Source organism: Pseudonocardia sp. D17, assembly GCF_036984265.1.
In the GTDB taxonomy this organism is placed as follows: Bacteria; Actinomycetota; Actinomycetes; order Mycobacteriales; family Pseudonocardiaceae; genus Pseudonocardia; species Pseudonocardia benzenivorans.
Genome location: NZ_BPRG01000217.1, coordinates 129,334 through 154,494, shown reverse-complemented (window position 1 = coordinate 154,494; position 25,161 = coordinate 129,334). Strand labels below are relative to the sequence as shown.

20 protein-coding genes and 1 pseudogene are annotated in these 25,161 nt (G+C 73.6%); 5 read left to right on the top strand and 16 right to left on the bottom strand.

The genetic code is table 11. The annotated features are described in order from the left end of the window. The first annotated feature begins 93 nt into the window (after positions 1-93). The 3 genes from PSD17_RS30185 to PSD17_RS30175 all read left to right on the top strand — a co-directional run bounded on the left by PSD17_RS30185 (position 94) and on the right by PSD17_RS30175 (position 4,203). Positions 94-1,545, top strand: coding sequence for a carotenoid oxygenase family protein (locus PSD17_RS30185; protein WP_339125818.1), 1,452 nt, complete (start codon positions 94-96; stop codon positions 1,543-1,545). Between the two features lie 67 nt (positions 1,546-1,612). Continuing rightward, on the top strand, positions 1,613-3,244 hold the full coding sequence (locus PSD17_RS30180) for a class I adenylate-forming enzyme family protein (protein WP_339125816.1): 1,632 nt from the start codon (positions 1,613-1,615) through the stop codon (positions 3,242-3,244). After that, positions 3,241-4,203 (top strand): LLM class F420-dependent oxidoreductase, encoded by a 963-nt coding sequence (locus tag PSD17_RS30175; RefSeq protein ID WP_339125814.1) that lies wholly within the window; start codon positions 3,241-3,243, stop codon positions 4,201-4,203. The genes PSD17_RS30180 and PSD17_RS30175 overlap by 4 nt, the downstream gene beginning before the upstream one ends. 108 nt (positions 4,204-4,311) lie before the next feature. On the opposite strand, the gene PSD17_RS30170 is transcribed toward PSD17_RS30175, so the two are convergent. The 10 genes from PSD17_RS30170 to PSD17_RS30125 form a co-directional block, all read right to left on the bottom strand. Further along, on the bottom strand, positions 4,312-4,506 hold the full coding sequence (locus PSD17_RS30170) for a hypothetical protein (protein WP_013677346.1): 195 nt from the start codon (positions 4,504-4,506) through the stop codon (positions 4,312-4,314). Between the two features lie 53 nt (positions 4,507-4,559). Beyond that, entirely contained in the window at positions 4,560-7,160 is a 2,601-nt protein-coding gene (locus PSD17_RS30165; RefSeq protein WP_339125813.1) for a bifunctional FO biosynthesis protein CofGH, read from the bottom strand. A 365-nt stretch (positions 7,161-7,525) separates the two neighbouring features. Next, complete coding sequence (locus PSD17_RS30160) at positions 7,526-8,029, bottom strand: YbaK/EbsC family protein (protein ID WP_013677348.1); 504 nt, start codon at positions 8,027-8,029, stop codon at positions 7,526-7,528. Positions 8,030-8,046: 17 nt separating this feature from the next. Further along, a complete protein-coding gene (locus PSD17_RS30155) occupies positions 8,047-9,468 on the bottom strand; it encodes a serine/threonine-protein kinase (protein ID WP_339125811.1) in 1,422 nt (473 codons plus the stop codon). Beyond that, positions 9,465-10,271: an exodeoxyribonuclease III gene (locus PSD17_RS30150; protein WP_339125809.1), complete on the bottom strand. Its 807-nt coding sequence runs from the start codon at positions 10,269-10,271 to the stop codon at positions 9,465-9,467. The genes PSD17_RS30155 and PSD17_RS30150 overlap by 4 nt, the downstream gene beginning before the upstream one ends. 43 nt (positions 10,272-10,314) lie before the next feature. After that, positions 10,315-10,656 carry a hypothetical protein gene (locus PSD17_RS30145; RefSeq protein ID WP_013677351.1) on the bottom strand — a complete coding sequence of 114 codons (342 nt, stop codon included), beginning with the start codon at positions 10,654-10,656 and terminating at the stop codon, positions 10,315-10,317. A 143-nt stretch (positions 10,657-10,799) separates the two neighbouring features. Then, a complete protein-coding gene (locus PSD17_RS30140) occupies positions 10,800-12,014 on the bottom strand; it encodes an NADP-dependent isocitrate dehydrogenase (RefSeq protein WP_013677352.1) in 1,215 nt (404 codons plus the stop codon). A 99-nt stretch (positions 12,015-12,113) separates the two neighbouring features. Next, a complete protein-coding gene (locus PSD17_RS30135) occupies positions 12,114-12,410 on the bottom strand; it encodes a DUF3017 domain-containing protein (protein WP_013677353.1) in 297 nt (98 codons plus the stop codon). Positions 12,411-12,418: 8 nt separating this feature from the next. Then, on the bottom strand, positions 12,419-13,276 hold the full coding sequence (locus PSD17_RS30130) for a bifunctional methylenetetrahydrofolate dehydrogenase/methenyltetrahydrofolate cyclohydrolase (RefSeq protein ID WP_339125807.1): 858 nt from the start codon (positions 13,274-13,276) through the stop codon (positions 12,419-12,421). Positions 13,277-13,461: 185 nt separating this feature from the next. Further along, positions 13,462-14,079 carry a pentapeptide repeat-containing protein gene (locus PSD17_RS30125; protein ID WP_013677355.1) on the bottom strand — a complete coding sequence of 206 codons (618 nt, stop codon included), beginning with the start codon at positions 14,077-14,079 and terminating at the stop codon, positions 13,462-13,464. A 226-nt stretch (positions 14,080-14,305) separates the two neighbouring features. On the opposite strand from PSD17_RS30125, the gene PSD17_RS30120 reads away from it, so the two are divergent. Continuing rightward, on the top strand, positions 14,306-14,947 hold the full coding sequence (locus PSD17_RS30120) for an acetate uptake transporter family protein (RefSeq protein ID WP_013677356.1): 642 nt from the start codon (positions 14,306-14,308) through the stop codon (positions 14,945-14,947). 86 nt (positions 14,948-15,033) lie between these two features. On the opposite strand, the gene PSD17_RS30115 is transcribed toward PSD17_RS30120, so the two are convergent. Both PSD17_RS30115 and PSD17_RS30110 read right to left on the bottom strand, forming a co-directional pair. Continuing rightward, positions 15,034-18,462, bottom strand: coding sequence for an error-prone DNA polymerase (locus PSD17_RS30115; RefSeq protein WP_103384264.1), 3,429 nt, complete (start codon positions 18,460-18,462; stop codon positions 15,034-15,036). A 52-nt stretch (positions 18,463-18,514) separates the two neighbouring features. Beyond that, complete coding sequence (locus PSD17_RS30110; RefSeq protein ID WP_339125805.1) at positions 18,515-19,897, bottom strand: MFS transporter; 1,383 nt, start codon at positions 19,895-19,897, stop codon at positions 18,515-18,517. A gap of 256 nt (positions 19,898-20,153) precedes the next feature. On the opposite strand from PSD17_RS30110, the gene PSD17_RS30105 reads away from it, so the two are divergent. Further along, the gene (locus tag PSD17_RS30105) at positions 20,154-20,855 is read left to right on the top strand and encodes a TetR/AcrR family transcriptional regulator (protein ID WP_339125804.1); all 702 of its coding nucleotides are present in this window, start codon (positions 20,154-20,156) and stop codon (positions 20,853-20,855) included. On the opposite strand, the gene trxA is transcribed toward PSD17_RS30105, so the two are convergent. The 4 genes and pseudogenes from trxA to PSD17_RS30085 form a co-directional block, all read right to left on the bottom strand. Then, complete coding sequence (gene trxA, locus PSD17_RS30100) at positions 20,753-21,103, bottom strand: thioredoxin (RefSeq protein ID WP_013677360.1); 351 nt, start codon at positions 21,101-21,103, stop codon at positions 20,753-20,755. The two genes, PSD17_RS30105 and trxA, sit on opposite strands and share 103 nt — an antisense overlap. 83 nt (positions 21,104-21,186) lie before the next feature. Beyond that, complete coding sequence (locus tag PSD17_RS30095; RefSeq protein ID WP_013677361.1) at positions 21,187-21,567, bottom strand: MerR family transcriptional regulator; 381 nt, start codon at positions 21,565-21,567, stop codon at positions 21,187-21,189. A gap of 81 nt (positions 21,568-21,648) precedes the next feature. Further along, positions 21,649-22,896, bottom strand: a complete 1,248-nt coding sequence (locus PSD17_RS30090; RefSeq protein WP_339125802.1) for an alpha-hydroxy acid oxidase — start codon at positions 22,894-22,896, stop codon at positions 21,649-21,651. 975 nt (positions 22,897-23,871) lie between these two features. Continuing rightward, positions 23,872-25,122: pseudogene (locus tag PSD17_RS30085) on the bottom strand (DNA polymerase Y family protein); the annotation flags it as partial. Between the last annotated feature and the right edge of the window lie 39 nt (positions 25,123-25,161).

Here is a 25,161-nt window from a genome sequence, read left to right as displayed (position 1 = left end):
TCTTCCAGTCCCCCGGATCGGCTTGTGAGCGGCCGACACGGTCCCTAGCGTCGGGGACGTCCGGGTGCTCCGGACGTCCGAGGGAGGTCGACGATGACCACGTTCGAGGAGCCGTCCGCGGTCGCCGTCGAGCAGAACGGGGAGGACAACCCCTACCTGCTCGGGATCTTCGCGCCCGTCCGCGACGAGATCACCGCCGACGACCTCGAGGTGATCGGCGAGATCCCGCGCGATCTCAACGGCGTCCACCTGCGCAACGGCCCGAACCGGCGTTTCGACGCGCCGGGCCGCTACCACTGGTTCGACGGCGACGGCATGGTCCACGCGATGGCCTTCGAGAACGGGACGGCGCGCTACCGCAACCGCTGGGTCCGCACCCGCGCCCTGGCCGCCGAGGAGGCCGCGGGCCACGCCCTGTGGTCGGGGGTCATGGAGTCGCCCCGCGGCAACCCCGTCGGGACGGCGCGCGGGCTGCCGTTCAAGGACTCCGCCAACACCGACCTGATCCATCACCGCGGCCGCGTGCTCGCCACCTGGTACCTGTGCGGGCAGCCCATGAGCATGGACCCGCTGTCGCTGGAGACGATCGGCGCCGAGGACTTCCTCGGGACGCTGCACGGCGACGTGATGGCGCACCCGAAGGTCGACGAGCACACCGGCGAGCTGATGTGGTTCGACTACGGGGCGCGCGACCCGCTGCTGCGCTACGGCGTCGTGAACGCCGAGGGCGCGATCGACCACGAGGTGGAGATCGACCTGCCCGGGCCCCGGCTGCCGCACGACATGGCGATCACCGAGAACTTCTCGATCCTCATGGACCTGCCGCTGACCCAGGACCCGGCCGCCGCCCGCCGAGGTCGGTACAAGATCGGCTTCGATCGCTCGACGCCGTCGCGGTTCGCGGTCGTCCCGCGCCGTGGGGCCGCGTCGGAGGTGCGCTGGTTCGAGGCCGAGCCCTGCTACATCTACCACGTCGTCAACGCCTGGGAGGACGCCCGGACGATCGTCATGGACGTGTGCCGGGTGACCCGCCCCGAGCCCGTCCCGACCCGCCCGGGGCCGCTGGGCAAGCTGCTCGGTTACCTGCGGCTCGACGCCCGGCTGCACCGCTACGTCTTCGACCTCGACACCGGTACGACGACCGAGTCCCAGCTCGACGACGCCAACACCGAGTTCCCGTCGATCGACGCCCGCGCCTGCGGCCGACCGACCCGCTACGCCTACAACGTCCACATCGCCGACGCCGAGACCGTCCGCTTCGACGGCCTGCTGCGCTACGACCGGGTCACCGGCGAACGGCAGCACCACTGGTTCGGTCCCGGGCGGTTCGGCAGCGAGGCCCCGTTCGCGCCGCGCGACGGCAGCACGGGCGAGGACGACGGCTACCTCGTCACCTTCGTGACCGACGAGCGCGACGACCGCTCCGAGGTGCAGATCCTCGACGCGTCGGACCTGGCGGCGGGCCCGGTCGCGAGGGTCCTGCTCCCGCAACGCGTCCCGCTGGGCTTCCACGCGACATGGGTGCGCGCCGACCAGCTCCAGTGAGCGGCGATGGTCGCCATGGCGACCATCGCCGCTCACGACCGTTCGTCGTCGCGCGTCGGAGGTTCTCGTGAGGCTGCATCCGCAGGAACGGATCGACGAGTACGTCGCCGCCGGATGGTGGCGTGACGACCCCGCCTGGACGTGGGACGCCCTGTTCCGGGCGCGGGTGGCCGAACGCGGGGACGCGACGGCCGTCGTCGATCCCGCCAACCGCGAGGCACTGCTCGGCACCCCGCCACGGCGGCCGAGCTGGACCGAGCTCGATGCGGAGGTCGACCGGTTCGCGGGCGTCCTGCACGGGGCCGGGGTCGGCGTCGACGACGTCGTCGGCACGCAGCTGCCCAACACCGTCGAGCTGGTGGTCGCGTACCTGGCGTGCGTGCGGCTGGGCGCGATCGTGTCACCGTTCCCGATGCAGTACCGCGAGCACGAGCTCTCGACGCTCGCGCCGGTCGCCGGCCTGCGCGCGTTCGTGACCGTGTCGCGGTTCGGCGACCGGCCCCTCGCGGACGAGGCGTCGTCGGTGGGCGGTTTCGAGGTGGTCGCGCTGGACGGGCCGGTGTCCGCTGCTGCGTCGGCACCGCCGGCGGTGAAGCGCCACCCCTCCGACGTCGTGACGCTGTGCTGGACGTCCGGTACCGAGGCCACCCCCAAGGGCGTCCCGCGGTGCGCGAACGGCTGGAACGTCATCGGCGAGGGCTGCGCCGCCGCGCCGGCGCTCACCGCCGACGACGTCATCCTCAGCCCGTTCCCACTGGTCAACATGGCCGGCTTCGGCGGCGTGCTGGTCCCGTGGCTGCTGACCGGCGCGACGCTCGTCCAGCACCATCCCTTCGATCTGCCGACGTTCCTCGGCCAGATCGCCCGCGAACGCGTCACCTACACGCTCGCCCCGCCGGCGCTGCTCACCGGCATGCTGCGCGCGCCCGGGCTGCTCGACTCCGCCGACCTGTCGAGCCTGCGCGTCATCGGGTCGGGGTCGGCGCCGCTGTCGGGCTGGCTGATCCGGGAATGGCGCGACCGCCTCGGCATCGAGGTCACCAACTTCTTCGGGTCCAACGAGGGCGTCCCGCTGATCTCCGACCAGCACACCGTCCCCGATCCCGACGCCCGCGCCGCCTACTTCCCGTGGTTCGGCGGGCCGGGGCTGACCTGGCCGAACCCGACGAGCGCCGGGGTGCGCACGAAGCTTGTCGACGTCGAGTCCGGGGACGAGGTCACACAGCCGGGCAGGCCCGGTGAACTGCGCGTCGCCGGGCCGACGATCTTCTCCGGCTACTGGTCCTCGACGACCGATCCGTTCGACGAGCAGGGCTACTACCGAAGCGGCGACGTCTTCGAGATCGCGCCGCACGACCCGACGCTGCTGCGCTACGTCGACCGGACCCGCGACCTCGTCGTGCGCGGCGGCATGAACATCTCCCCCGCCGAGATCGAGGCCCTGCTCGTGGCGCACCCGGCGGTGGCGGAGGCGGCGGTCGTCGGTTACCCCGACGACGTGCTCGGCGAGCGGGTCGCGGCCGTCGTCGTGCCCGTCGACCGGGCGGCGCCGCCGACCCTGACCGATCTCGTCGAGACATTGCGCGCGCAGCGGATCGCCTCCTACAAGCTGCCCGAGCGGCTGGAGCTCGTGGACGCGTTGCCGCGCAACCCCGTCGGCAAGATCCTCAAGCGCGAGCTGCGGGAGCAGCTGCGGTGACGGAGCTGTCCGTGTCGCTCGGGTTGTGGCAGGACCGGCCGTCGATCGAGGCCGTGGACACCGCCCGCGCCGCCGACGAGCTGGGCTATGCGCGGCTGTGGATCGGTGAGATGGCGACGTACGACGCCTTCGCACTCGCCGCCGCCCTCCCGGGCACGATCCCGCTGGTCCTGGGCCCGTTCGCGGTGGCCGTCCGGACACCGGTTCAGATCGCGGTCGGCGCGGCGACGGTCGCGGAGCTGACCGGGCGGACCGTCGAGGTGGCGATCGGGTCGTCGAGCCCGGTCGTCGTGTCGGCGTGGCACGGGCGAGCGGCCCCGGCACCGGCGCTCGCGCTGGCGGAGACGGCACAGGCGTTGCGGACGCTGCTCGACGGCGGGCGCGCCGACGTCGACGGGAAGGTCGTGCGCACCCGCGGGTATCGGCTGCGCGCGCCGGCACCCGGCGGACCGGTGACGATCGCGGCGTTCGGGCCGCAGGCCGTCCGGGTGGCAGGCCGCTACGCCGACCGGATGGTGCTGAACCTGTTGCCGCCCTTGGTCGCGACGCGGTTGGTCGAGGCCGTGCGCGCCGCCGCCCGGGAAGCGGGGCGAGAGCCGCCGCGGGTCGCCGCCTGGGTGACCGCGGCGGTCGACCCCGACGCCGAGGCGATGGCCCGGCTGGCGCGCGGGGTCGTCGGCTACCTGGGGGTGCCGGGATACGGGGAGGTGTTCGCCGAGGCCGGGTTCGGAGACCTCGTCGGGTTCGCGAGAACCGGGCCGCCACCGCGGGAACTGTTCGCCGCGGTCCCGACCTCGCTGACCGCGGCGGTGGGGGCGATCGGGACGGTCGACGAGGTCACCGCGCGCATCGCCGAGTACGCCGCGGCAGGCGTCGACGAGGTGTGCCTGGTCCCCGTCGCGACCGACGCCGACCCCGCGGGTCGCCGGACCCTGACCGCGCTGGCGCCCCGGTCGTGAGCCGCGCCGGGCCCGTGCTCACGCCCCGGTCGTGAGCCGCCCCCTGACCGCGCTCACGCCCCAGTCGTGAGTGGCGATGGTCGCCATGGCGACCATCGCCGCGCACGGCTAGTCGGCGTCGCCGTCGGCGTCCACACCCTCGACGGCCTCGAACCCGCCCTGGGTGGCGTCGCCGCCGCGGTGCAGCACGACGGTGTTGGAGTCGAGGTCGATCGGGCCCAGCTGCCACTTCTCGCCGGTGCCCGACTCCTCGTTCTCCTTCCGGATCTTCGGTCCGGGGAACAGCTCACCGAGAACGCCCATGGGCCCGATGGTACGTGCGTGCGACCCGCGGGCCACACGCCAAGCAGGGCGGGTCAGGCAGGGGTCAGCGGCAGGGCACGGCGGCTCGGGGTCAGGGGGTGCGGGGTGCCGTCGTAGGTCGTCGTCCGTTGGCGGACCGGGCGGCCCGCCGCCGCGGCGATGGCGGTGAGCTCGGCGACCGAACGGGCGGAGCCGTTCTCCGAGCCGGCCATCCGGGAGATCGTCTCCTCCATCAGGGTTCCGCCCATGTCATCGGCGCCGCCGCGCAGGATGTCCGCGGACAGGGCGTCCCCGAGCTTCACCCACGAGCACTGGACGTGGTCGATCCGCCCGTGCAGGGCCAGCCGCGCGAACGCGTGCACCGCCCGGTTGTCGCGCTCCGTGGGGCCCGGGCGGGCGATCCCGGCCAGGTAGATCGGGGCGTTGTGGTGCACGAAGGGCAACGGGACGAACTCGGTGAACCCGGCCACGCCGTTGGCGCGGGCGCGGTCCTGCATCGTCGCGAGCGTGCGCAGGTGGCCGAGCCAGTGCCGCGGCTGGTCGACATGGCCGTACATCATCGTCGAGCTCGACCGGATGCCCAGCTCGTGCGCCGTCGAGACCACCTCGACCCACTGCGCCGCAGGCAGCTTCCCCTTCGTGAGGACCCAGCGGACCTCGTCGTCGAGGATCTCGGCCGCCGTGCCGGGGATGGAGCCGAGGCCGGCGTCGCGCAGCTCGGTGAGCCACTCCCGCACCGACACCCCGGCCTTCGCCGCCGCGGACACGATCTCCATCGGCGAGAACGCGTGCACGTGCATCCCGGGGACCGCGGCGTGCACCGCGCGGACCAGGTCGGCGTAGAACGTGACCGGCAGCTGCGGGTCGATGCCGCCCTGCATGCAGACCTCAGTCGCGTCGTCGGCCGCGGCCTCCGCCGCACGGGCGGCGACCTCGTCGAGCGAGAGCCGGAACGCGTCCGCGTCGCGCTCGCGCTGGGCGAACGCGCAGAACCGGCACCCGACGTAGCACACGTTGGAGAAGTTGATGTTGCGGTTGACGACGTAGGTGACCTCCTCGCCCACCACGTCGCGACGGACGTCGTCGGCGAGGCGGGCCAGCTCCGCCAGCGCCGGGCCGTCCGCGGTCAGGACGGCCATCGCCGCGGCCTCGTTGGCCGGGTCGAGCAGGGCGGCCGGCTCGGCGGCGGCCAGGTCCAGACCCGCCCGGACGTCCGACTCCAACCGCTGCGGGGCCCCGGCGCCCGACGCCCCGGCCGGGACGCTGTCGCGGATCGCGTCCCAGTCGCCGTAGACCGAGTCGAAGTCGCCACGCCGGTCGCCGGTCCGGCCCGTCGTGTCGATCGACTCGTGGAGGTCGGTCCGCCCCGACGACGCGAACCCGCCGTCGGGCTCCTGCCACGGCCGCCCCGCCACGACCGCGTCCTCGTTCGCCAGCCCGTCCGGCCCGGCCAGGGCGGCGACGTGCGCGTGCAGCCGGGTGTCGATCCACGGCGAGCCCGCCCGCACGTAGCGCGGGTAGACCGTCAGCCGCTCCCGCAGCGTGAACCCGGCCTCCGCCGAGCGCGCCGCCAGCTCGTCGATCGCGGGCCACGGCCGCTCCGGGTTGACGTGGTCGGCCGTCACCGGAGACACGCCGCCCCAGTCGTCGATACCCGCGCGCAACATCAGCGCGAACTCCTCCCCGACCAGGTTCGGCGGGGCCTGCACGCGCATCTTCGGGCCCAGCACGATGCGGGCGACCGCGATCGTGGCGGCCAGGTCCTCCAGCGACGCGTCGGGGTCGTCGCGCATCGCGGTGTCGGGCTTGGCGCGGAAGTTCTGAACGATCGTCTCCTGCACGTGCCCGTGCGCCCGGGCCGCCGCGCGGATCGCGAAGATCGACTCGGCGCGTTCGGTGCGGGTCTCGCCGATCCCGATCAGGATGCCCGTCGTGAACGGGACGCCGACCCGGCCGGCGTCGGTCAGCGCCCGCAGCCGCACCGCGGGCTCCTTGTCGGGGCTGCCGTAGTGCGGACCGGAGCGCTCCGACCACAGCCGGGTGGCCGTCGTCTCCAGCATCATCCCCATCGACGGCGCGACCGGCTTGAGCCGCGTCAGCTCCTCCCACGACATGACGCCGGGGTTGAGGTGCGGCAGCAGGCCGGTCTCCTCCAGCACCGCGATCGCGCTCGCCCGCACGTAGTCCAACGTGGAGTCGTACCCGCGGGCGTCGAGCCACTCGCGGGCCGCGGGCCACCGCTCCTCCGGGCGGTCCCCGAGGGTGAACAGCGCCTCCTTGCAACCCGCCGCCGCACCCGCCCGGGCGATCTCCAGTACCTCGTCGCGCTCCAGGAACGCCGCCGGCAGCCGATGCGGCACCGTCGCGAACGTGCAGTAGTGACACCGGTCCCGGCACAGCCGGGTCAACGGGATGAACACCTTCCGCGAGTACGTGACCACCCCCGGCCTGCCCGCGTCGACCAGCCCCGCGTCACGGACCCGGGACGCGGCGTCGAGCAACTCGTCGAGATGCTCGCCCCGCGCCGCCAGCAGCACCGCGGCCTCGGTCACGTCCAGGACGGCCCCGTCGCGCACCCGGCGCAACGCCCGTCGCAACGCCGTTTCCGACGGCTCGGGCTCCACGACGGTGGGATCGGGCAGGGCATCGGGCATGGCCGCCACACTATGTCGCCGCCGCGCGGGGGTCGACCGGCCCGCGACCCGTTCCCGATCTCGTCACACGCCCCGGCCCGCCCGGAACAGAACCGCACTCCCCCGCGGTTGAAGCGCGGCGCTCACGACCCCGGCCTCTCGGCCCGGCCCCTCCGAGCGCAACCCCACTGCTCCGCCGCGGCCGATCCGCGACCGTGAGGTTGCGCCCCGCAGGCCGGCCGCAACCCTGCTGCTCCCCGAGCCCGCCGCGACGACCGCCAGGTTGCGCTCGGGGGTGTGCTGTCGCCGCACAGGGCCTCGGGACCCGCCGCGCGACGAACCTCAGGGTGCGCTCGAGTGTGCCGCTGCCGCGCAGGGTCTGCGGGTCAGGCGACGTCGGTCGGGGTGCCGCCGGTGACGGCGACGAGCTCGTCGAAGGTCGTCGGGAAGACGGCGTGCGGGATGCCGCCCGCGGCCCAGATCTCGGGGAAGTCGGCGAGCGCGCGGTCGACGAGCGTCCGCAGCGGCGCCGGGTGACCGACGGGCGCGACACCCCCGATCACCTGGCCGGTGGCCGCCCGGACGAACTCGGGTGTCGCCCGGCCCACCGACGAGGCGCCGATCGTCGCCGCCACCTTGCCGGTGTCGACGCGGTGCGCACCGGAGGTCAGGACGAGCAGCGGCTCGCCGTCGGCGTCGAAGACCAGGGAGTTCGCGATCTGCCCGACCTCGACACCCAGCGCTGCGGCCGCTGCCGCGGCGGTGCGGACCTCGTCGGGCAGCACCCGGAGCCGGCCGACCCTGGCCGGATCGGCGCCACCGGCGAGCAGGCGCTCACGGACGCGGACGACGTTGGGGTGGTCGGGGGTCTCGATGCTCACGACCGACATTCGACCACGCCGGCCCGTCACGAGCCGTCGGTTATCCGGGTCCCGGTCAGCTGGCCGCCGTCGCCGCGGGACAGCAGGCAGAGCAGCGAGCGCGCACCCTCGGACCGGTTCACGGTCGAGGCGTCGAAGGCCTGCTCCGTGGGGACGAGCACGGTCACGGTGAGCTCGCCCTTGTCCGGCCCGCTGATCCGGCCGGACTCGAAGATCAGCGTGCAGGCGGCGGCGCCGTAGCGCGCGAGGTCCTCCGCCGGCGGGTACGGGATGGCCACGGTCGTGTCGAAGGGCGTGAGCGCCTCGTAGAGCTCGAAGTCGTGCGGGCCCGTACAGTTCGCCGACGCGTCGGAGGTGACGACGCGGCCCGGCGCGAGTTGCGCGTTGAGGCACGTGGGGTAGGCGAAGGCGAACTGCGCGAGGTCACCACCCTCGCCGTAGGTGAGGGTGCGGACCGACGTCGAATCGTCCCCGCCGAGCAGCGACGCACCGCCCCACACTCCGAGCGCCAGGCCCACGAGGAGCGCGACGACACCCGTCACGACCAGCGCCGCGGTTCCCCGCCGCCGCGGCGCGGGACCGGGAGCGCCGGGCATCGTCGTGGCGACCGTCGAGTGGTTCGCGAGCGCGCCCGTCACGGTCAACGGACCGACGAGCATGGCCTCGGCCTGCTGGGCGGTCAGTCGCGCCGCGGGGTCGCGGATGAGCAGGCCTGCGATCACCGCGGCGAGCGGGCCGGTGCACCGCGGCGGCGGCGGGTCCTCGTGGATGACGGCGTAGATCGTCTGCGGGGTGGTCTCCCGGTTGAACGGGCCGGTGCCCTCGACGGCGTAGTACAGCGTCGCGCCGAGCGCCCAGAGGTCGGCGGGCGGCGCGGCCGGAGCGCCCTCCAGCCGTTCGGGCGCCATGTATCCGGGCGAGCCGACGAGCAGGCCCGTCGTCGTCAGGCGGGGGTCGTCCGCCGCGTGCGCGATGCCGAAGTCGGTGAGGGTGACGCGACCGTCGTGACCGAGCATGACGTTGCTCGGCTTCACGTCGCGGTGGACGACGCCGCCCGCGTGGGCCCGGCGCAGCGCGGCCAGCACCTGGCGGGCGACCTCGGTGGCCGACCGCTCGTCGAGGGGACCGCGGCGGGACACGACGTCGCTCAGTGTGTCGGCCTCCAGCAGCTCCATCACGATGTGGTCGACGCCCCCGTCGGCGACGACGTCGTGCACCGTGACGATGCCGGGGTGGTTGAGCCGGCCCGCGGTGCGCGCCTCGCGCAGCAGCCGGTCGCGGAAGCGGCTGTGTTCCTCGGCCGAGAGCCCCTCGGGCAGCCGCAGCTCCTTGACCGCGACCTGGCGGCCGATCACGCGGTCCTCCGCCCGCCACACGACGCCCATCCCGCCGCGGCCCAGCTCGTCGAGCACGATGTAGCGCCCGCCGACGACCCGACCCGTGGTCACGGCGCGTACCGGACGGTGACCGGCGCATGGTCGGACCAGCGCTCGGCGTGGCTGGGTGCCCGCTCGACGACGGCGCTGCTCGCCCGCGCCGCCAGCCCCGCCGTGGCGACGTGCAGGTCGATCCGCCAGCCCGTGTCGTTGTCGAAGGCCCGGCCGCGATAGGACCACCACGAGTACGGCCCGTCGACACCCGGGTGCAGGCTGCGGACGACGTCGACCCAGCCCGAGCCGTACAGCTCGCCGAGCCAGGCGCGCTCGTGCGGGAGGAACCCGGAGTTGCGGACGTTGCCGCGCCAGTTGCGGATGTCGGCCTCGGTGTGGGCGATGTTCCAGTCCCCGCACACGACGACCTCGCGGTCCTCGGCGGCGGCCTTCTCGCGCCGCTCGGCCAGGTAGGGCGCGAACGCGGCGAGGAAGCGGTCCTTCTCGTCCTGGCGCGGGGTGCCGACGGTCCCGTTGGGCAGGTAGAGCGACGCGACCGTCAGCCCGGGCAGGTCGACCTCGACGTAGCGCCCGGCAGCGGCCCACTCGGCGGCGTCGATGCCGACCCGGACGGCCTCGGGCGCGACGCGGGTCAGCACCCCGACCCCGGCGCGGCCCTGCGCAGCGTCGCTCGGGGCGAGCGTCAGCAGCCAGCCGGCGCGCTCGAGCACGCCGAGGAGCTCGTCGGGCAGGTCCTCGTGCCGGGCGCGGGTCTCCTGCAGGCACACGACGTCGGCGTCGGTGGCGGCCAGCCAGGCGGTGAGACCCTTGGGCGCCGCGGCACGGATGCCGTTGACGTTGACGGAGCTGACCGTGAGCACGCGCCGAGCCTGGCAGATCGGCTCCGGGCGGCGTGACGCCGGGTCAGCAGCTCGATCCGGCCTTCGGGGCGAGGCTCGAGTCGAGCGCCCAGCGGTTCTCCCCGGCGAGCTGACGGAAGCCGTTGGTGACGACGCGCTGCGCGTCGACCTCCTTGCCCTTGTTCAGGGTGGCGACCGGAGCGAGCTCGGTCCCCGGGTTCGGCCGGACGTTGACCTGGTCGGCCGTCACGATCATGACGCACCCCGTCGACCCCGTGGCCCCCGTGCCGAACTGCCCGGCGTCGATCAACGCCAGCACCGTGAGGATCGAGCCCGCGACGAGGACGAACGCCCAGCCCTTGAAGCTGGACGACTCGAGCTTCGGGATCTTGATCTTCGACGCCATGGTCTACCGGTCGCCTCTCGGTGCGCGGTCCGTGCGCGGGGACGGGTCAACCGTAGCCGAGAGCGACGCCCCGGTGACCCCCCGAAACGCCGCGCGGCGCGCACCCCGGACGGGATGCGCGCCGCGCGGGTGGGTCCGCCGGGTCAGGCGCGGGCCTTCTGCAGGTTCGCGTCCAGCGTCTCGAGGAACTCCTCGGTGGTCTGGAACGGCGCGTCCTTGTCGATCAGCAGCGCGAGGTCCTTGGTCATCTTGCCGCTCTCGACGGTCTTCACCACGACGTCCTCGAGCGCCTCGCTGAACGCGATGAGCTCGGGGTTGTTGTCGAGCTTGCCGCGGTGGGCCAGGCCCCGGGTCCAGGCGTAGATCGACGCGATCGGGTTGGTCGACGTCGGCTTGCCGGCCTGGTGCTGGCGGTAGTGGCGGGTGACGGTGCCGTGGGCAGCCTCGGCCTCCACGGTCTTGCCGTCGGGCGTCATGAGAACGGACGTCATGAGGCCGAGCGAGCCGAAGCCCTGGGCCACGGTGTCGGACTGCACGTCACCGTCGTAGTTCTTGGCGGCCCACACGTAGCCGCCCTCCCACTTCAGCGCCGCGGCGACCATGTCGTCGATCAGGCGGTGCTCGTAGGTCAGGCCCTTGGCCTCGAACTGCTCCTTGAACTCCGTCTCGTAGACCTCGGCGAACAGGTCCTTGAAGCGACCGTCGTAGGCCTTGAGGATCGTGTTCTTGGTCGAGAGGTAGACCGGGTAGTCCCGGGTGAGGCCGTAGTTCATCGACGCGCGCGCGAAGTCGCGGATCGACTCGTCGAGGTTGTACATGGCCATCGCGACGCCCGAGCCCGGGGCCTGGAAGACCTCGTGCTGGATGGGCTCCGAGCCGTCGGCCGGGGTGAAGGTGACCGTCAGCGTGCCCTCGCCCGGGAACTTGAAGTCCGTGGCGCGGTACTGGTCGCCGAAGGCGTGGCGGCCGACGATGATCGGCTTCGTCCAGCCCGGCACCAGGCGCGGGATGTTCGAGATGATGATCGGCTCGCGGAAGATCACGCCGCCGAGGATGTTGCGGATCGTCCCGTTCGGGGACCGCCACATCTTCTTCAGGCCGAACTCCTCGACGCGGGCCTCGTCGGGGGTGATCGTCGCGCACTTGACGCCGACGCCGTGCTTCTTGATGGCGTTCGCGGCGTCGACGGTGATCTGGTCGTCGGTCTTGTCCCGGGTCTCGATCCCGAGGTCGTAGTACTCGAGATTCACGTCCAGATACGGGTGGATCAGCTTGTCCTTGATGAACTGCCAGATGATCCGGGTCATCTCGTCGCCGTCGAGCTCGACGACCGTGCCCTCGACCTTGATCTTCGCCATGTCGGCGGGCGCTCCCTTCGTGGACGCGTCTCTTCTCCGGACAAGCGTACTGCTAAAGCCCCGGAGTGCCCGGGTGACGTCCACCCCGTTGCGTCCCGGTCACGGCGCCGACAGCTTGACGCGGGTGATGGTCACCGCGAGGACCGTCATGACCAGCCCGAAGCCGGAGTAGAGCAGTACGTCGACGACCTTGCTGCGGATCGCGAGCAGCCCCGCGCGCTCCTGGGGCAGCGCGACCCGCAACACCGCCGCGACGATCAGCGCCCCCCCGAGCAGCACGGCGCCCTCCCGCCAGTGCGCCTGCAGCACGCGCAGCATGCCGGCGAGCGCGATCGCCAGGACGAGCAGCAGTGCGCCGTGCTCGGCCAGCAGGACGCGCCAGCCCCGGCTCGGCATCCGCGTCCTCATCCGGCCGCCGCCTGCCGCTCGGCCGCCTCGACGACGTTCGTGAGCAACATGCCGCGGGTCATCGGGCCGACACCGCCGGGCATCGGAGCCAGCAGGCCCGCGACCTCGACGACCTCCGGCGCGACGTCGCCGACGAGCCCCAGGTCGGTGCGGGTCACGCCGACGTCGAGCACCGTCGCCCCCGGCCGGACCATGTCCGCGGAGACCAGCCCGCGCACCCCCGCCGCGGCGACGACCACGTCGGCCCGCCGGACCTCCGCGGCGAGGTCGCGGGTGCCGGTGTGGCACAACGTGACGGTCGCGTTCTCGCTGCGCCGGGTGAGCAGCAGGCCCAGCGGCCTGCCGACCGTCACGCCACGTCCGACGACCGTCACCCGCGCCCCGTCCAGGTCCACGCCGTACCGACGGCACAGCTCCACGATCCCGCGCGGGGTGCACGGCAGCGGGCCCGGCTCACCGAGGACGAGCCTGCCGAGGTTGACCGGGTGCAGACCGTCGGCGTCCTTGGCCGGGTCGATGCGCTCGAGCACCGCGCCTGCATCGAGCCCCGCCGGCAGCGGGAGCTGGACGATGTAGCCGGTGCACCCGGGATCGGCGTTCAGCTCGTCGACGACCTGCTCGACCTGCGCCTGGGTCGCGTCGGCCGGGAGCTCACGACGGATCGACCGGATGCCGACCTTCTCGCAGTCCCGGTGCTTGGCCCGCACGTAGGAGCGGGAGCCGGGATCGTCGCCGACGAGGACGGTGCCCAAGCCGGGGGTGCGACCGGCGGCCGCCAGCTTCTCGACGCGCTCGGCCAGCTCACCGAGGATTCCGGCCAGCGCCGCCTTCCCGTCCATCACCGTCGCCGTCACGGCGCCCATTGTGCCGACGCACGATCTGCCGACGTCCGCGCCGTCCCGCCGCCGCGCGGGCCGTCCGAACGACGGCGCCGTGCGGTGATCGGGGAGCGGGGTCGGGGGTGGCCGGTCGAGCGGGCGGGCGGGGTCCCGGGCCCTGCGCGGGGGCGGGAGAGGACGGGCGGGCAGGGCGGCCGGCGTCAGCTGATGATCAGGCCGTGCGCGACCGCGAAGCGCACCGCGGTCGCGGCGTCGACCGTGGCACCCTCGAGCCGCGCCTGGACGAGGCCGTCGGCGTCGATGCGCGCGCCCCGGAGGTCGGCGCCCTCCAGACGCGCGCCCCGCAGCCGGGCACCGGACAGGTCGGCGCCGTGCAGGTCGGCCTTGCGCAGGTCGGTCTCGACGAGATTGGCCTCGCGCAGCCGCAGCCCCGACAGGTCGGTGCCGCGCAGGTCGGCGCGGCCCAGCGAGACGAGCGTCAGGTCGCAGTCGACGAAGCTGATCGGGCGCATCCGGGCGTCGAGCAGGGTGCTGCCGAGCAGCGAGCAGCCCCGGAAGGTCGAACCGAGCAGCGTCACGCCCTGGAACGAGCAGGTACGCAGCGCACTGCCGCGGTGCTCGGAGTCGCCCATGTCGGCACCGCGGAAGTCGCACTCGTCGAAGGTGCAGACGTCCGTACGCAGTCCGCGCAGATCCGATCCGGAGAACGAGCACCGCACGAATCGTCGGCGGGCCCATGTGGCCCCAGCGGCGACGATCTCGGAGAAGTCTTCGTCCTCGAACTCGTCGTCGGCGGCGTCGACCGTCCGTGGACCCATTCCCGAACCGTGCCATACCGATCAGACCGTCCGACCAGTAGGTGGCGCGCGCATCCCCCGATCGATTCGACTTTCGACCGACGAGCCCTGTCGTCACCACGGGTTCACCTGATCCGTCGCCCGCAGTGCCCGTTCGCAGGGGTGTCAGAAGCAGTGTCGGAGCGCACAATCGGACCACCGGCGGCGTGGGACGTCGCCGGTGACCGTCTCGACGAGGAGTGTGGTCATGAGCGTTGAAAGCGACGTGCAGTCCGGGGCGCATGCCGCTGCCGAAACGGCTGCCCCGACCCCCGTTGGAAATCCCCTCCTGCTTGGTTTGACGACGTTTCTGCCGGGCGGCATCACCCTCGGACTCTGGTTCGTCGGCTATCTCGACACCGCGACGCTTCCCGGCGGGATGATCCCCGCGCTCTCGCTCTGCACCGGCCTGTTCATGCTCGTGGCCACCATCTGGGCAGGGCGCCTCGCGATGAACACGGTCGCGGCCGTGCTCGGCGTGTTCTCGGCCTTCTGGCTCAGCTTCTCGCTGCTCGTCGTGGGTCTGACCAGCGGCTGGTGGGGTATCACCCAGGCGGCCCAGGTCGCGTCGGTGCAGCGGACGTATCTGCTGTCCTTCCTGATCGTCTTCGTGATCGTCACGCTGGCGACGCTGCGGCTCCCGATCGTGTTCACGCTCGGGCTCCTGTTCGTCGACGCGACGTTCGCGCTGGCATTCATCGGCGTCAGCGCCGGAAACACGAGCTTGTTCCCGATCGCCGGAATCACGACGTTCATCTTCTGCGCGATCTTCGCCTACGTGCTCGTGGACGGAATGGGACAGGATCTCGGCGGACGTTCGATGCCCATGGGCAGTCCGATGGTGAAGTAGATCCGTTTTCTCCCGGACGCCCCGCCCGTTCCCGGGCGGGGCGTCCTGCATTCTCCCGACCACCACCCGACCATTCACGATCTTGTTCAACGGAAGTCGCGTGACGGAACGGCGACGGCCAGCGGCAACTTCTGCAGCCGATCCGCCACGAGGTTGAGCACTCCCTCCGGACTGCGTTCCAGCCTCCCGCGCACGAGGAGCGCGCTGCTGCCCAGCGCCACCGACCGATAACGGGCCCACAGCCCCTCCGAACAGGTCACGTTGAGCATTCCGGTCTCGTCCTCCAGGTTGATGAAGGTGACCCCGCCCGCCGTCGCGGGCCGCTGCCGGTGCGTGACGAGACCGCCCACCAGCACCCGCGGTGGCCGCACGTCGGGGTCGTAGGGGTCGAGCGCCTCGACCAGCGCGTCGACCTCCTGCGGGCCCCGTCGCCCCATCCGGTGCGCGGTCCCCGTCATCGCGCGCCGCCCGACCTCGTCGAGCCTCGCGACGGGCACCGCACCCAGCTCGTCGAGCCGCGGACGCAGGTGCTGGAGCGGGTGGCTGTCGGGCGAGACGCCCGTGGCCCACACGTCCGAGACCGTCAGCTCGACATCGGTCATCCCCGGCAGCGCGGGTGCCTCCAACCCGACCGCCGCACCCGGCAGGTGCTCGGGCCGGACCCCGGCCACGACCCCCGCCGCCCACAGCGCCGACCGGCGGTCGATCCCGAAGCAGCCGAACGCCCCCGCGGTGGCCAGCGCCTCGGCCTGCGGTGCCGTCAGCCGGACCCTGCGAGCCAGGTCGGCGAGATCGCGGTAGCGCCCACCACGGACGCGCTCGGCCTCGATCTCCTCGGCCTTCTCGATCCCGACGGAGCGCACCTCACCGAGTCCGAGCCGGATCGCCACACCGCCCTCGCTGCGCGGGTCGGGCTCCAACGTGGCCTCCGCGCCACCCTCGCAGACGTCGGGACCACGGACCAGGACGCCGTGTCTGCGGGCGTCGGCCACGAGCGACTGCGGTGAGTAGAACCCCATCGGCTGGGAGTTGAGCAGCGCCGCGCAGAAGGCTGCCGGGTAGTACCTCTTGAACCAGGCGCTCTGGTAGACCAGCGACGCGAAGCTGATCGAGTGGCTCTCGGGGAAGCCGAAGTTCGCGAACGCCAGCATCTTGGCGAAGATGCCCTCGGCGACCTCGCCGGTGATCCCGTTGGCGGCCATGCCGTCGTAGAAGCGGCCGCGCAGCCGCTCCATCTTCTCGGTCGAGCGCTTGGAACCCATCGCCCGGCGCAGCTCGTCGGCGTCGGCTGCGGAGAACCCGGCGACGTCGACCGCGACCTGCATCAGCTGCTCCTGGAACAGCGGGACGCCGAGGGTCTTGTCGAGCGCGCCCGCGAGCAGCGGGTGGTCGTGATGCCACTCCTCCAGGTCCCGGCGACGCCGGATGTAGGGGTGCACCGAGCCGCCCTGGATGGGTCCCGGCCGGATCAGCGCCACCTCGACGACGAGGTCGTAGAACCGCTCCGGCTTCAGGCGGGGCAGTGTGGCCATCTGGGCCCGCGACTCGACCTGGAACACCCCGACCGAGTCGGCCCGCTGCAGCATCGCGTAGACCTCGGGGTCGGTCGGCTGCAGCTCGTACAGCTCCACCCGCAGGCCGTGGTGCGCGGCGACGAGGTCGATCATCGTGTGCAGCGCGGTGAGCATCCCCAGGCCGAGCAGGTCGAACTTCACCAGTCCCGCGGCCGCGCAGTCGTCCTTGTCCCACTGCACGACGGTCCGCTCCTCCATCCGCGCCCACTCGACGGGCACGACCTCGGAGACCGGGCGGTCGCAGATCACCATCCCGCCGGAGTGGATGCCCAGGTGCCGGGGGAAGCCGAGCAGCTGCTCGGCGAGCGCGAGCACGGCGGGCGGCATCCCCTCGGGCGCGGGTGGCCCGTCGGGACCGCCGATGCCGTGCCAGCGCTCGATCTGCTTGCTCCAGGCGTCCTGCTGGCCGGGCGAGAAGCCCAGCGCCCTGGCCATGTCGCGGACCGCGGACCGCGGCCGGTAGGTGATGACGTTGGCGACCTGCGCCGCACAGCCCCGGCCGTAGCGGCCGTAGACGTACTGGATGACCTCCTCACGCCGGCCGGACTCGATGTCGAGGTCGATGTCGGGGTAGCCGTCGCGCGCCGGGGACAAGAAACGCTCGAACAGCAGCCCACAGGCCACGGCGTCGACGTTGGTGATGCCGAGCGCGAAGCAGACCGCCGAGTTGGCCGCCGATCCCCGGCCCTGGCAGAGGATGTCGTTGCGGCGGCAGAACTCGACGATGTCGTGGACGATCAGGAAGTAGCCGGGGAACTTCTTCGCGACGATGATCTCCATCTCGCGCTCGATCGTCTCGGCCGCCTCGGGGTTCTCCGCCTGGCTGCCGTAGCGGCACATCGCCCCCTTGCGCACCCGCTCCCACAGCAACGACGCCTCGTCGCGACCGTCGGGGACCTCGAACGGCGGCAGGTCGGGCGCGACGAGGTCGATGGTGAAGGCACACTCCCGGCCGAGCGCCGCGGCCCGGGCCACCGCCCCCGGGTACCGGTCCTCGAAGCGGGCGGCCATCTCGGCCCCGGACCGCAGCCTGGCCGTGCCCGCGGGCGGGAGCCAGCCGTCGGCCTCGTCGAGGCTGCGCCGGGACCGGACCGCGGCCATCGCAGCGGCCAACGGGTAGCGGCCCGGCTCGGCGTAGTGCGCACCGGTGGTCGCCACCGTCGGCAGCCCGGCGCGGGCCGCGAGGGCGGCCAGCGCGTCGTTGCGCTCGGTGTCGCCGGGCAGGGCCTGATGGGTCAGCTCGACCGCCACACCCTCGCGACCGAACCGCTCGACCAGCCAGCCCAGCGCCTCCTCGGCCGCCACGGGACCGCCCGCGGCCAGCGCCTGCCGGACCGCACCCTTGCGGCAACCGGTGAGCGCCACGACGTGCCCGGCCGTCTGCTCCACGATCTCGTCGACGCGGTAGACCGGCCGGCCCTTCTCCCGCCCCCGCAGCTGCGCCGCGCTGATCACCCGGCACAGCGCCCGGTAGCCGTCGGGATCCCGGGCGAGCAACAGCAGGTGGCTGCCCTCGGGATCGGGGACGCCGTTCTGCGGGGCCGACAGCCCCAGGCTCAGCTCCGCGCCGAAGATCGTGGCGACCCCCAGCTCGGCCGCCGCCTCGGCGAAGCGGACCACGCCGTACATCCCGTCGTGGTCGGTGAGCGCGAGAGCGTCGAGCCCCAGCCGGGCGGCCTGCTCGACCAGCTCCTCGGGATGGCTCGCCCCGTCGAGGAAACTGAAGTTGGAGTGGCAGTGCAGCTCGGCGTAGGGCACCCGGGTGCCCGCCGCGGCGTCGAACGTCGGCGCCCGGTAGGGCTCGCGCTTGCGCGACCACGCGGGGCTGTCCCCACCGTCGCCCTCCGGGGGGCCGCCGGTGAGGGACGCGCCGTCGCGCGGCCGGCCCGAGAGCACCGACTCCAGCTCCGACCAGCTGACGTCGGGATTGTTGAAACCCACGCCCCGAAGTCTACTCGAACACCCGTTCGATCAGATCCGGTTGTCCACAGGGTCACGCCCGCCCGGGAGCGGCGGCGACGGGCCCGGTGAACCGCTGCGCGGCGGCATCGTGGTCGCGGCCCGCCCGCCGCGCGACCGCCAGCCCGCAGACGATCGTGAGCCCGGCGCAGCAGAGCAGGAAGGTCCAGCCGTGCCGGAACGCGGTCAACGTCGTCGGACCGCCGGACGCGTCGTAGATCGCCACGATCACCGCCGTACCCAGCACCATCCCGATCTGCCGGGTCGTGTTGACCATCGACGAACCCGCGCCCCACCGGTCGGGCGGCAGGACGGCGCCGACGACGCCGGTCAGCGCGGGCATCGCCAGCCCGATGCCGAGGCCGGTGAGCAGCTGGCCCGGCAGCATCGTCGTCGCGAAGTCCGGTCCCGCGGTCATCCGCAGCACCCACACCGTGATCCCCGTGGCGTAGGACAGCGCGCCCATGACGGCCGTCGGCCCGGGGCCGATCCGCTGCACCAGCCGCGACCCGAGCATCGCGACCACGACCACCATCGCAGGACCCGGGGCCATCTCCAGCCCGGCGACGACCGTCGAGTCGCGCCACAGCCCCGTCAGGAACATGACGTTGCCGAACACCATCGCGGCGAAGGCCGCGGAGAACACGAGCATCGCGACGCTCGAGAGCGACAGCGTGGGGATGCGCAGCATCGTCGGGTCGACGATCGCCGCGGGATGCCGTCGCGACCGCGCCGCGAGCACGACGAACAGCGCCGCCGCCACGACGAACGCCGCCAGGACCGGGCCGTCCGTCCAGCCGGCGGTCGGTGCCTCGACCAGCGCGTAGGCGAGCGCACCGACGCCACCCAGCAGGGCGAGCGCACCGAGCAGGTCGGGCAGCGCGCCGGACGCGTCACGCGACTCCCGCAGCAACCGGGGCGCGACGACCAGCACCACCACACAGACCGGCAGGTTGACCAGGAACACCCACCGCCACGACGCGACGACGAGCAGCCCGCCCAGCGGCGGCCCGAGCGCCCCGGCGGCCGCGCCGAGCGCGGCCCACACCCCCACCGCGAAGGCGCGCCGCTGCGCCGGGAAGGCCGTCAGCAGCAGGGCCAGGCCCGTCGGCGTCACGAGCGCGGCGCCGATCGCCTGCACCACACGTGCCGCGACCAGCATCCCGACCGACGGCGCGGCCGCGCACGCCGCCGAACCCACCGCGAACAGGGCGACACCGATGACGAACAACCGCTTGCGCCCTACGCGGTCGGCCAGCCGGCCCGCCGGGGCGAGGCACGCCGCGAAGACGACCGTGTAGCCGCTCAGCACCCAGGACAGTCCGACGAGGTTCGCGCCGAAGTCGACCCGCAGCACCGGGAACGCGATGTTGACGATGAACAGGTCGAGCGAGGCGAGGAACGCCGACGAGCCCACGACCAGCAGGGTGAGACCTGGCCGGCTCCGCGCGGGCGCGTCCGGCCGGGGCCCCGTCCTGGATGGGACGGCGGGGTCGTCGACATCCGGACTCACGGCGGCTCCTCGAGATTACGGACCGATCGGTCCGATTCACTCGCCCGAGGTTGCGCCATGCATCGGTCGGCGTCAATAGTTGAGGGACTGATCGGTCCGTCACAATGGACGGCGAAGCCCGCCGTTCCGGACCGGCGGCACGTGGACCGAGGAGGCGGACGTGGCTCGCAGGGCCGATCCCGACGCACGCGACAGGATTCTCGACGTCGCGTCCGCGCTGTTCGCGTCCCGTGGGATCGGGGCGGTCGGGATGGCCGAGGTCGTCCACGACGCGGGCTGCGGAAAGAACCTGCTCTACACCCACTTCCCGAGCAAGGGCGACCTCGTCGCGGCGCATCTCGAGCGGTTCCGCCGCGAGCGCGACGCCGCGATGGATGCCGCCGTGACCGCTGCCGGCGACGACCCCCGCGCGCAGCTCCTCGCGCTCGTCAGGGAGAGTGGCGAGCGGGTCGCCCGTCCGGGCTTCCGGGGCTGCCCGCTGCGCAACTTCCTCACCGAGTCCCCCGACGTCGGGGGCGACGGGGACACGATCGCCCGGCGCTTCCTCGCCGACTCGCGCGAGCGCCTCGCGCGGCTCGTCGCGCGTCTGGGAGTGGCCGAGCCCGATGTGCTCACCGACCGCCTCGCGCTCCTCGTCGAGGGTCTCTACGCGAGCGCGCACGACCCCCGCCGCGCCGAGCTCGGTCCGGCGGCCGTGACCTTCGCGGAGGAGCTCGTCGACGCCGCGCGCCGCGGCCTGACCCGCCTCGGGCCAGGTGATCAGGCCGGTGCGGGCGCCGGCAGGTGCTCGTCGAGGAGCCGGTCGAGCGCCGACTTGGCCCGTGCGCCGATGACGCGCGCGACGCGCCGGCCCCCGACGTAGAGGTCGATCGTCGGCATCGACATCACTTCACTGTCCCGGCTGACCTGCGGGTTCAGGTCGGCGTCGATCGACACGACGCGAAGCCGGCCCGCCCGCTCGGCGGCGATCTGCGCGAGCACCGGCGCGACCATGCGACACGGCGGACACCAGGTCGCCCAGAAGTCGACCAGCACCGGCACCGGTGACTCGAGGACCTCGGCGGCGAACGTCGCATCGGTGACCGCGGGCAGCGAACCGTTTCCGGACATGCGTCCTCCCAGGGACGTCGAACGTGTGGACCGACCGGATCCGGCCGGCGACGTGCACCCCGTCACGGGGCCTCAGGGGCCCGTCAGGGCGAGAACAGGGAGAACTCGCACCGGGCGTGCGTGGCCTCGACGAGCTGGTCGCCGAGCTCGGCGCGGACCCGACGGAGCCGGTCGACCGACTCGTCGACCTCGGCGATCTTGCGACGCAGCACCGCGAGCGAGTCGGGGCAGCTGCCCGCCCGCTCGTGCCCCGCGCGCAGACAGTCGACGAACGGGCGCGTCTCCTCCAGGGCGAAACCCAGCCCGACGAGCATGCGGATCTCACGGACCGCACGCACGTCGGCGTCATCGTAGACGCGGTAGCCGTTGGACCCGCGCCGCCCCGGCAGCAGACCGAGCGACTCGTAGTGCCGCAGCGTCCGGGTGCTCACGCCCACCCGGTCGGCCAGCTCACCGATCCGCATCGCCATCCCTCCCCCTCGATGACGACGCTAGACCTTGACGCCGACGTCAACGCCAGCCCGCGGTGAGGATCTCCCGACGCGTCAGCGCCCGAGGTCGACCAGTGACGCGTCGATCTCGTCGACCGTGGCCGCGCCGAGCTGCGACATGACCCGGACGACCTCGTTGCGCAGCAGCTCGAGCACCCTGTCGACGCCCGCCTCGCCGGCCGCGGCCAGCGCGAACATGTAGGGCCTGCCGACCAGGACGGCCTGCGCCCCCAGGGCCAGCGCCCGCACGACGTCGGCACCGCGGCGCACCCCGCTGTCGAGGAACACCTCGGCCCGCCCGGCGGCGGCGTCGACGACCTCACCGAGGACGTCGATCGTCGCCGGCGCACCGTCCATGTTCCGGCCGCCGTGGTTGGACACGACGATGCCGTCGACGCCGAGGTCGACGAGCTGCGGAACCTCGTCGCCGCGCAGGATGCCCTTGATGACCAGCGGGCCCGCCCAGCGCTCCCGCAGCCAGCGGATGTCGTCGACCGTCACGGACTTCACGTGGCTGATCGCGTCGGCGAGGTTGTCGTAGGCCCGTTTGGCCGCCATGACGTCGAGCGCGGGGCCGGCGGGCTCGACCGCGGGCTCGGCGGGCGCGGACCGCGCGGAGGCGCCCTTGGCCAGCGGGTTGACCCGCGCCGCCCGGGCGGCGATGCGGCCGAGGCCGCCGCCCGACTGCCCGAGGAGGTAGTCGCGCGCCCAGAACGGCCGCGACGCTCCGGCGAGCACCAGCTGCGGGGAGATCTTGAGCGGGATCCCGACCCGGTTGCGCAGGTCCTTCTCGCGGTACGGCTTGATCGCGCTGTCGACGGTCACGCACAGCACCCGGTAGCCGGCCGCTTCGACACGGTCGACGAGCTCGACGTTCGCCTGCTGCTCGGGCTTCATGTAGAGCTGGTACCAGAGCGGGCCCGTCGCGGCCCTCGCGATCACCTCGGGCTTCTCACTCGCCCCGCCCGCCACCGCGAACGCCGTTCCCAACCTGCCCGCCGCACGGGCGACCGCGGGCTCGGACGCGCTGTGGCACATCCGGGCGGAGCTGCAGGGTGCGAGCATGAACGGCACCGACACCGGGTCGCCGAGGATCGTCGTGGAGGTGTCGACCTTCGCCACGTCGGCCAGCGCACGGGGCTTGAGCGCGATGCGGTCGAGCGACTCCCGGTTGCGGCGCAACGTCACCTCGTCGCCGGCGCCACCGTCGACGATGTCGAAGACGGCCCTGGGCAGACGCCGACGCGCCAGGCGGCGCATGTCCTCGACGTTGTGGACATGCGCAAGTCTTCCCGACCTCATGACGGTTCCTTCCCCGACGGGCGGTGTGCGCGGCTCAACGTACTTCGAGCCGTACCGTGCGACCGTTCGGGGTCGCCGGGCGCGTGCTGGTCAGTCGTAGACGCCCGTGAGCCACCACCTCCCGCGGGTGGCCGTCAGCAGCAGGGCCGTGCCGTCGTCGAGCACGACCTGCAGCCGGGTCGAGCCGGCCGCCCCGGGCACCCACCAGCGCTGCTGCACCGGCCAGGGCCCGGCCCACGCCACGACCTCCCCCGACGGGCCGTCGGCCACCCGCACCCGGACGGGCACCCCTGCGAGCAGGTCGATCTCCCGCAGCCCGACGGGATCGCCCGCGGCGTCGAGCAGGTCGACGGCGGGCGGGTCGACCGGCACCGTCGTGGGCGACGGCGCGGGCAGCCGCCCGGGCCAGACCGGCGGCGGCGCCAGCAGGGCCGGCCGGGCGGACCGGACGGGACGGGTACGGCGGGTACCGCGGCGGGCGTTGCGCCGCGGGGGGCCGCTGGGCGAGAGTGCCGGCGCGATCCCCGGCCCCGGTTCCCGGGAACGCCCGCGTCCCGATCCGCCCGGGCGCCCGGAGCGCCCCGCGCCCCGCCCATCACGCCGCGGTCCCGACCCGTCCCGGGAGATCTCGGGCCGCTCCCGGCGCGGCTCCCAGGCCCCGCCCTCCCGGCCCCCGGCCTCCCCCGCACCCGGCGCCGCGCCCCTGCCATCACGAGCCGAGCCCTCCACGCCCGAACCATCACGAGCCGAACCATCCGGAGCCGAACCATCTGGAGAACCACCCGGAGCCGAACCCGACGAACCCGGGCCCGACGAACCCGGGCCCCCTGCGAGACACCTCGCTGCCGGGTAGCCGTCGAGATCGCGGTCGGGGCCGTCTTCGAGGGCGTCGGCCAGGACGTCGGCGAGAGCGTCGGCAGGGTCGTCCTCCGGGAGGTCGGGAACCGGGTCCTGCGGCCCACCGGCCACCCCGTCGACCACCGGTGGCCCGGGTGCCGGGACGAGCGGACCGGCGCGGTCGTCGGAGATTCCGTCGAGGGTCCCGCGTGCGTCGCCCCACGGCACCAACCGAACCCGCTCGGCGGGGTCGCGCCCTCCGGTGAGCACGGCGGTGACCACCCCCGCGGGCCCGAGCAGCGCCTGGGCCCGGACGAGCGCGCGCCCGGCCCGCTCGTCGGCCACCCCGACCTCTCCCCACAGCCCGAGCTGCAGTGCCCCCGCCGTGACGGTCTCCTCCGGGGTCAGCCGCAGCCGCACGACCGCGCCCGATCCACCGCGGGTCAGCCAGGCGTCGAGCTGCCAGCGCACCCGGTCGACCGTTCCCGCCGGGGTGAGCGGCTCGGCACACCGCCAGACGCGCAGCAGCTCCTCCCCCGACGCCGTCGTCGCCGCGACGCCGAGCCGGGTGCAGGACAGGCCGTGGCCCGCGAGGACCCGGTGCAGCGACTCGGCCAGCCCGCGGGCCGCGAAGGCGGCCGCGTCGACCCGGTCGACCGGTGGGTCGAGCTCCAGCTCGACGGCCAGCTCCTCCGGCGGGTGCCTGCGCACGGGCGGGCGGGGATCGAGCCCGCGGGCGAGCCGGTGGGCCAGCACCGCGTCGGCGCCGAACCGGGAGGCGACGTCGGCCGCCTCGAGCGAGCCGAAGGCGCCGAGGCTGCGCAGCCCGAGCCGGCGCAGCAGCCCGACCAGCTCGGAACGGTCGACCTCCGGCTCCCGGTCGAGCTCCTCGACCCCCATCGGCGCGAGGAACGCCCGGGTGGCACCGGCCTCGACCGAGACCCCACGACGGGCGGCGAGCACCGCGGCGAACAACCCGTCGGCCACCCCGATCTGGCACTCCACCCCGGTCCGGGCCGCCACCTGGTCGACCAGCCGCTCGGCAGCGGCCAGCTCCCCGCCGAAGAATCCCGCGGGCCCGCGGGCCGGCAGCGCCACCAGCCCCGGGCGGACGACCTCGACGCCCGGCGCCAGCTCCTCCACCGCGACGACGACGGGTTCGAACAGCCGGGCGTCGCGCTCCGGGTCCCGTCCCAGCACCGCGAGCTCCGGGCAGCGGGCCTGGGCCTCCCGGCGCCGCAGCCCCCGTCGCACCCCCTGCGCGCGGGCGGTGGCCGAGCAGGCCAGCACCCGGTTGGCCACGACCACCGCGGCCGGCCGGTGCGACGGCACGCCCTCGGCCAGTGCCGCGGCCGTGACCGGCCAGTCGGGCGACCAGAGGGCGAGCACCCGGACGGGCCGCTCCCCGCTCACCGGCTCCGACCCGCT

Coding starts and splice junctions, on each gene's coding strand:
- PSD17_RS30140 (WP_013677352.1), bottom strand. CDS start 12,014: ATGGCGAAGATCAAGGTCGAGGGCACGGTCGTCGAGCTCGACGGCGAC.
- PSD17_RS30125 (WP_013677355.1), bottom strand. CDS start 14,079: ATGGGTCCACGGACGGTCGACGCCGCCGACGACGAGTTCGAGGACGAA.
- PSD17_RS30170 (WP_013677346.1), bottom strand. CDS start 4,506: ATGGGCGTTCTCGGTGAGCTGTTCCCCGGACCGAAGATCCGGAAGGAG.
- PSD17_RS30185 (WP_339125818.1), top strand. CDS start 94: ATGACCACGTTCGAGGAGCCGTCCGCGGTCGCCGTCGAGCAGAACGGG.
- PSD17_RS30165 (WP_339125813.1), bottom strand. CDS start 7,160: ATGCCCGATGCCCTGCCCGATCCCACCGTCGTGGAGCCCGAGCCGTCG.
- PSD17_RS30160 (WP_013677348.1), bottom strand. CDS start 8,029: ATGTCGGTCGTGAGCATCGAGACCCCCGACCACCCCAACGTCGTCCGC.
- PSD17_RS30145 (WP_013677351.1), bottom strand. CDS start 10,656: ATGGCGTCGAAGATCAAGATCCCGAAGCTCGAGTCGTCCAGCTTCAAG.
- PSD17_RS30135 (WP_013677353.1), bottom strand. CDS start 12,410: ATGCCGAGCCGGGGCTGGCGCGTCCTGCTGGCCGAGCACGGCGCACTG.
- PSD17_RS30095 (WP_013677361.1), bottom strand. CDS start 21,567: ATGCGGATCGGTGAGCTGGCCGACCGGGTGGGCGTGAGCACCCGGACG.
- PSD17_RS30090 (WP_339125802.1), bottom strand. CDS start 22,896: ATGAGGTCGGGAAGACTTGCGCATGTCCACAACGTCGAGGACATGCGC.
- PSD17_RS30120 (WP_013677356.1), top strand. CDS start 14,306: ATGAGCGTTGAAAGCGACGTGCAGTCCGGGGCGCATGCCGCTGCCGAA.
- trxA (WP_013677360.1), bottom strand. CDS start 21,103: ATGTCCGGAAACGGTTCGCTGCCCGCGGTCACCGATGCGACGTTCGCC.